The following is a 6,450-nucleotide window of genomic DNA, read 5'->3' as shown; positions in this document are numbered from 1 at the left end:
GTGGTGGATGGGCGGCGGGGCGGGGCGACAGTAACGCTATTTAGCGGGAGATTATAGCACTGAGCGACAGAACACTGATTAAGCGGCGGAAGAATAAGCTGCGCGAACACCAGCGTCAGTACCTTGATCGACAGTATGCTATCGCGCGGCGTCCGTGAGAACAGATGATGGGGGCATCGATAGAATATAGGTTCAGCTGTATCACTTTGACCATCGGTTGATCATAAGCCCAGCTGTACTAGCCCATTATCTATTCTCCCAGATGCTAACGTGTTTGAGCCGGCAGTGATTTTTAGTTGTTCTGACTGATGTCCCAATAGTGGCCGCATCAGGTAATTGGCTGTATCCAGAAGCTTACGGCATATGTCCTTACAATGGAAGGGTTAAGTTTAATTAATCTAGTGGCTATAGTTTTTGTTTTTGAGGACCTTAACATGGAGAATATGTTAATTCGAACTATCTACGGAAGGTCATTTACATAAATAAACTTTAATCATGTAAATTTGAGAATATGTATGTTAATTACTATTAAGTGGCTGGGTGCTTTATCAGGTTCTTCACTTCTCCCATTTGATTAATTCTATGTGATAGATAGGAATGTGATGTTTCAAGAAACGTTCTCTATTTTGAAATAAAATAAAATTACTCTTAATAACTTATCCATGAGTACCTTCAACGGGATTTTAACAGCATATCAAGGTTCTGTCAAAGAGTTGCAATCTATGGAGCGAAAAGTAAGAGCTTTGATTCAGGACCTGTGTGCATCTAGTGACATTCCTGTGCATACGATTTCTGGAAGAGTAAAAACCAAAGATAGTTTGGAGACCAAGATTAAAATCAAAAATAAGTATACGGATCTCAACCAGATTACTGACCTTGTTGGGATTAGGATTATTACCATGTTTGAAGACCAGGTTGATGTTGTCGCGGATCTTGTTGCACGGGAGTTTATGGTGGACAAGGAAAATTCAGTGGATAAACGCATGAAGAAATTTGACCAGTTTGGCTATCTATCACTTCACTATGTTGTGAAAATATCTGATGCCCGAGCTGCTTTAACTGAATACCGACCTTTCAAAGATTTTTCTTTCGAGATACAGATTCGGTCAATTCTGCAGCATGCATGGGCGGAAATTGAGCACGATATTGGTTATAAGGGAGTTGAGGAAATACCTGACATTATCCGTCGTGATTTCGCTCGTATCGCGGCACTATTGGAAACAGCTGACATTGAATTTTCTCGACTGAAGTCAAATCTATCTCGTTATAGATCTATACTCGAGCGAGAAATACTTCTACATCCAGAAAAAGTAGATCTTAATAAAGAATCTTTAGATGCTTTTTATAAAGTTAATCCAATAATAGATGAGGTTGATAAAGGTATCACTGAATCCGTTAAATCAAGATTAGATCGGAAAATTCCATTCCGTCTAAAGGATATTAAAGAATTGAGCCACTTACAAATAACAAATATACTTCAGTTAAATCACTACCTAAATTCCAGAAAAAAAGATATTATAAGATTTGCTGAGATTTTCATGTCTGATCATGGTCATACTAATGCTATTTCGGGGAAAGGCATTTCTTTGTCATACTTAGTATATTTACTGATTTCCGAGGAGCAGGAACCAACAGCGATAAATCATTTTTTGCACCTATTCCGCGATGAACGATGGATCCCATATATGATAGAGAGACTGGAATGGACCAATCGCCAACTTAAAAGTGGTAATGAAATCCCACCATATAATCCAGAAGATTTCAAACACGCATTTTGGCCCAAGAAGTAATATTAGCAGAAATCAATCATTTCCATAGTCATAAAGGTCAGCCGGGTCAATTTCGGTAGTAGATATCCCATGAAAATCAGATGGATCCCATACAACCTGTTCAGTAAATTGTCCTCCGTAGTCAGCGATAACTAATTCTTGATGATCAATTAGTTTAAACCCACAACTATAGCAAGTAAAAGAAGTGGGAAGGATTATCCTTTCATAAATAATATCTCCATCAATAAGTTTATCCTGCGACACAGAAACAACCTTGCCGGCCAATAGGCCGTCTGCGTTGCAACAAATACATTTTTCTATCTTTGTGCCACTCCTATGATTCTCCAGCGCCTTTTCACTACCCATTTTGAGTTTAGATTCTTTTTCAGCATCCGATAATTCTGCGAATGATTTAGCAAATTTACTTATGCTGAGTTTTACTGCTTTCAAAAGCTTAGTGTCAACTTCTGTTATCATTTCCTCTGCTGCACTTCCTTCAGATTTTCCAAACAGTATTTCTAGGCTAAATCCTAGGAATTCCAAAAGTATTTTGCATGCGTTATAAAAATCAGCCAACCAGTGTTTTGTTGAATAATCTGCAAATGCTGCAGAGCCACTATGTAGCTCTTCATTTCTGCGATCTATTAATTTTAAACAGGCATCTAGCTCTTTTTTGGTAAAGCCAGGAACTATTTTAAAACATCGATCAAATACAGTTTTAGCTGCAATGGACTTAGGTGGACCTTCAGCTTTAGAAAAGCCGAATACATACAAAATGTTGTCGCCTTCTCTAGGGTCCGCCAATAATACAGGGTGAATTTTTGAAAGAGTAGCCCTGCCCAAAAACTCTAGTGCAAGAGCACACCAAAAAGGAAACATAGGACTCTCACGTGACTCACTAATAGCCTTTTGTGTGTAAACATTACATTTGGACCATAATAGGTCAAATTCCCAGACGGAGGTAAATTTAGTCATTGATCATAAGTCTTTGAAGTGTTCTTTTATCTAATTCGCTCATTTTAACACTAGGACGGTTGTGCAATACCATCCAATTATTGATAATCAAGGTTTTTCCAGGACTCCAAGAAATATTCACACATAATCCTCGGCTAACTTGTGATGCAATTATTTTTTCTATTAAACTAACTTTACTGATGCAGTTCATACATCCAACATCATAGCGTAAAAATAGCTGTTTAGTATTAATATCAAGGTTCACAACACTTGAATAAAACCCCCAATTCCTGCCGAATACTGACCAGCATTCCCGCCTTAAATAGTCAATGTCGTCGCTATTCAAAAAAAATAAAAAAGGTAGTATAATTGTTGGCGTAGGGTCTTCTTCACCTTCTTTGTAACGAAGTAAGATGTACTTTGGTGGGCGTAAAAGGTAAGCGCCATCTGTATGATATGGAAATTCGGATAATCCAAACAATCGAGAGAGAGAATGCTGACTAGCATTTATGGATGTTGTAGGTTTTAGCAAATCTATGACCTCTCCATTTCTTCTGCTTTTCATTGGAGTGCCCAATTGGTTTCCGATATTTACAAATTCATCTTCGCTTGTTGTCAACTCCGTAAATCCGAATTCTAAAATATTCTTAACTATTCCGCTTATGTTCATAAGAAAAATTATTCAAAGTGATTTTATTTTAGCTATCATGATAGCTAATTATCAGACACCCTGATCTTTAAACATCAATCTTATATGCAAGCAATGAAGGTAAACCTCATTGAAAAGTAACTCCAATGGCCCTCCATATAGGTTATGCTCTTTAATTATCAATGGTAAATCACTATCTGACAAATGTTGATAATACAGAAGCCAACCAAATAGGTGAGGAGTTGTCTGTGTATTATTTAGTCCTAACACCTCTTTTGATAGTTTTCTTGCTTTCTGATCATCTGTAATGATCGCCTGTTTTGTGCGTTTAGCAAAGGCTATAGAGGAAAGCTCTCCTAGTCCTAATTTCTTCCTTTCTCTTAATAATTCAACCTCTTGTAAATCAGAAATACTTAAACTAAATGTTTGAATGGAAGATTTTTTTAGTTGTTCCTTAAGTTTATTTTGTAAGATTTCGTCCTCATTCTTTTGAGTTTTTCGAGTTTTCGTTAGACACTCATATTCGACGTATTTTGTAATAGAGAAAAAGCACTTCGCTTCCTGTGATGCAGCAAATAAAAGGCTAGATGATAGGATGTTCCATACGGAGCAGCAATCGACTACATTGATTGTGTTGAAATTTTTAATGTCAATTTCCATAACTTAGTTTCAGTGAAAATAACCCCAGAATTAATGGGAGATCAAATTCATTTGTGAGAAGCATTTCAGCCATTCTTCTTTCTGTTACTAGCCCGGCCTCATAAGCCGCATAACATTTATGAACATAGAATGCTGAAAGTCCTCTTTCAAGAAGGTGCATTTTTGCTTCTTTGCGCTTAGTAGTTAAGTTTTGTAGTTCTGGATCCTCTTTTATAAAAATTGGAATTTTTACTCTCTCTAATTTTTGAAACTCATTCTGCCCTATTAATTTTAGTTCTTTTAAAGAGATCAGCAAGGGTTTTACATTTGTTTTTAATTTTTGTGCAACAGACAAAATAATTTCTTGAGTCCATTCTTGGACATTTAGTGATTTCAAAGCTTCTTTTGGAATGAGAAAGTTAGACGCAAAGGTATTTGCTCGTAATTCTATATAGTCAGAATTCTTCTGCCAATCAGATTGGAAAGAGATATTAATAGCATTGTTAAAATCAAAAATAGCGTGTCCTAATTCATGGGCGAGTGTGAAATTTTGCCTGTATATATCCTCTTCGTAATTAACTAAGATACATTTCCCCGCGTAGGGATGATTTATAAATAATCCAGAAATACTCGAGTTCTTAAGTCGCCTTCTAAATACATGGATTTGAGCCTTCCTCACTTCATAATATATATCGTTTATAATAGTTTGGGTGGAATATCCTAAGAATGTTCTGAATGCTACTGCTCCCAATTCACCATGACCTTTATAATAATTTCCAATAGGAGAAAAATTAAACTTAGGTTCATTTTTGTTGAATTGATCCCATAGAAACTGTTCACATTCACATAAATATATAAATTCTTGAATGGCCCATCTATCTTCTTTTGAAAAGGAATTCCCAAATCGTCGATATAATATATCAACTTGCTCAGAGGCAGATAATTTTTGGTTACTTATAAAAAAATTATAGTCCTGTTTATAAAAGTCGGAAAATATCAAAATCTCGTCACCGGTTGCCTCGATTTCACCATTTTCAACCAAATTTATCCTGTTACTAGTTATGCCTGTTCCTTTCTCAACGTCCATTAAAGTTAATTGCAATTGCAGTCTGCAACGCATCAATTTATTTCCAATGGATTTGAGGTCGAGTGACATAAGAAGTAATGATAGGTATCTAATATAAGAAATATTTTATTAAATCTATTACTGAAAGTGGCTTTATTGAATACTAAATAGACCTAATCGAGAAAAAGGGGGCACTATGACCTCAGTTGGCTAATGGTCACCAAGCTTCGCTCGCCCCTTCCGCTGCGCTCTGGAGCGCAGCGGAAGGGGGGGGATGGGCGGCGGGGAGGAGCGACAGTAACGCTATTTAGCGGGAGATTATAGCACTGAACGACAGAACACTGATTAAGCGACGGGAGAATAAGCTGCGCGAACACCAGCGTCAGTACCTTGATCGACAGTGTACTATCGCGCGGCGTCCGTGAGAACAGATGATGGGAGCATCGATAGAATATAGGCTCAGCTTTATCACTTTGACCATCGGTTGATCATAAGCCCAGCTGTAGTAGCCCATCATCTATTCTCCCGGACGTTAGCGCGTTTGATAGAACAGTAATTTTTAATTGCTCTCACTGATAGCCCAGTAACTGGCCGTCTCGTGATAATTGGTTACTTCCAGGCCACGGCCCCACCCAATAATAGCCAATACGTTATCTGCCTGGATAAAGCAGGCAGATAACGCTGACAGGAATGTTATAAAAATGATTAGTTAATTATTAGGCTGTAGAGCGCCTATAAAAGATTTATCCGTGAGCAGCTCGGGCTTTTGCCTCATTATGGTAACTGTCACTGGCAGTTTTTAGGTCACGAAATAGCAATTCAGGGTGTTTCCAATATTTAACGCTCAACTTTTCCCGAATTTTACGGACCTCTGCAACCGCATCGTATTTTTTAGCTTTTTTCATGGTCGTTTGGCTTTAAAATTTCCCGTGGTGTTCTGATTTCAATGATTGCATAACCCATCTGTAAGTTAATGGAATTATACAATTTAATTCGGTTTAGATTAACAATATGTTTAAAATTCCAACTGGCCAAAACTTCCGCTTTGCTAAGTGTAGCAATAGCAATGTGAAGGGCGTCATTAAAGCTTTTATTGCTTAAAGCTCCGCCTGCAATATATGCCTCTGCAAGGTCTACTGCTTCCGGCGTATTTTTATGTTCTGCTTTAAAACTGGCCGGTACTTCATCAAGTTTTAAGGTTACTTCCTCGCGAGCCTGTCTCAGTTCCAACAATACCAGATCTGATATAACCAGATGTTTTATGCCATTTTTGAACTCTTCAAATAATGCGTTGCTGAATTCTTTGAATTCAATATCGAAACAGCCTCCAATTACGGAGGTGTCAGTATAAACATTCAACATGAATAAGAATT

7 protein-coding genes are annotated in these 6,450 nt (G+C 37.4%); 1 reads left to right on the top strand and 6 read right to left on the bottom strand.

What is annotated here, in order from left to right; translation table 11 throughout:
* The first annotated feature begins 662 nt into the window (after positions 1 to 662).
* The gene (locus ACLHR0_RS30375) at positions 663 to 1,790 is read left to right on the top strand and encodes a GTP pyrophosphokinase (protein ID WP_436491562.1); all 1,128 of its coding nucleotides are present in this window, start codon (positions 663 to 665) and stop codon (positions 1,788 to 1,790) included.
* A 12-nt stretch (positions 1,791 to 1,802) separates the two neighbouring features.
* Here ACLHR0_RS30375 and ACLHR0_RS30370 read toward each other — a convergent pair whose 3' ends face one another.
* The 6 genes from ACLHR0_RS30370 to ACLHR0_RS30345 form a co-directional block, all read right to left on the bottom strand.
* Positions 1,803 to 2,744: a hypothetical protein gene (locus ACLHR0_RS30370; RefSeq protein WP_436491561.1), complete on the bottom strand. Its 942-nt coding sequence runs from the start codon at positions 2,742 to 2,744 to the stop codon at positions 1,803 to 1,805.
* Positions 2,737 to 3,393 carry a hypothetical protein gene (locus tag ACLHR0_RS30365; RefSeq protein ID WP_436491560.1) on the bottom strand — a complete coding sequence of 219 codons (657 nt, stop codon included), beginning with the start codon at positions 3,391 to 3,393 and terminating at the stop codon, positions 2,737 to 2,739. Before ACLHR0_RS30365 ends, ACLHR0_RS30370 begins: the two co-directional genes overlap by 8 nt.
* Before the next feature lie 51 nt (positions 3,394 to 3,444).
* Positions 3,445 to 4,032 (bottom strand): hypothetical protein, encoded by a 588-nt coding sequence (locus ACLHR0_RS30360; RefSeq protein WP_436491559.1) that lies wholly within the window; start codon positions 4,030 to 4,032, stop codon positions 3,445 to 3,447.
* Positions 4,022 to 5,167, bottom strand: a complete 1,146-nt coding sequence (locus ACLHR0_RS30355) for an ImmA/IrrE family metallo-endopeptidase (RefSeq protein WP_436491558.1) — start codon at positions 5,165 to 5,167, stop codon at positions 4,022 to 4,024. The genes ACLHR0_RS30360 and ACLHR0_RS30355 overlap by 11 nt, the downstream gene beginning before the upstream one ends.
* Positions 5,168 to 5,820: 653 nt before the next feature.
* The gene (locus ACLHR0_RS30350) at positions 5,821 to 5,982 is read right to left on the bottom strand and encodes a hypothetical protein (protein ID WP_436491557.1); all 162 of its coding nucleotides are present in this window, start codon (positions 5,980 to 5,982) and stop codon (positions 5,821 to 5,823) included.
* Complete coding sequence (locus tag ACLHR0_RS30345; protein ID WP_436491556.1) at positions 5,969 to 6,439, bottom strand: hypothetical protein; 471 nt, start codon at positions 6,437 to 6,439, stop codon at positions 5,969 to 5,971. Before ACLHR0_RS30345 ends, ACLHR0_RS30350 begins: the two co-directional genes overlap by 14 nt.
* Positions 6,440 to 6,450: the final 11 nt, after the last annotated feature.

The sequence above is a fragment of the Chitinophaga sp. ARDCPP14 genome (assembly GCF_051362515.1).
Taxonomy (GTDB): Bacteria; Bacteroidota; Bacteroidia; order Chitinophagales; family Chitinophagaceae; genus Chitinophaga.
The sequence above is the reverse complement of the archived record's forward strand: the minus strand, read 5'-3'. Positions and strand labels throughout refer to the sequence as shown.

Coding starts and splice junctions, on each gene's coding strand:
- ACLHR0_RS30355 (WP_436491558.1), bottom strand. CDS start 5,167: ATGTCACTCGACCTCAAATCCATTGGAAATAAATTGATGCGTTGCAGA.
- ACLHR0_RS30350 (WP_436491557.1), bottom strand. CDS start 5,982: ATGAAAAAAGCTAAAAAATACGATGCGGTTGCAGAGGTCCGTAAAATT.
- ACLHR0_RS30365 (WP_436491560.1), bottom strand. CDS start 3,393: ATGAACATAAGCGGAATAGTTAAGAATATTTTAGAATTCGGATTTACG.
- ACLHR0_RS30375 (WP_436491562.1), top strand. CDS start 663: ATGAGTACCTTCAACGGGATTTTAACAGCATATCAAGGTTCTGTCAAA.
- ACLHR0_RS30360 (WP_436491559.1), bottom strand. CDS start 4,032: ATGGAAATTGACATTAAAAATTTCAACACAATCAATGTAGTCGATTGC.
- ACLHR0_RS30345 (WP_436491556.1), bottom strand. CDS start 6,439: ATGTTGAATGTTTATACTGACACCTCCGTAATTGGAGGCTGTTTCGAT.
- ACLHR0_RS30370 (WP_436491561.1), bottom strand. CDS start 2,744: ATGACTAAATTTACCTCCGTCTGGGAATTTGACCTATTATGGTCCAAA.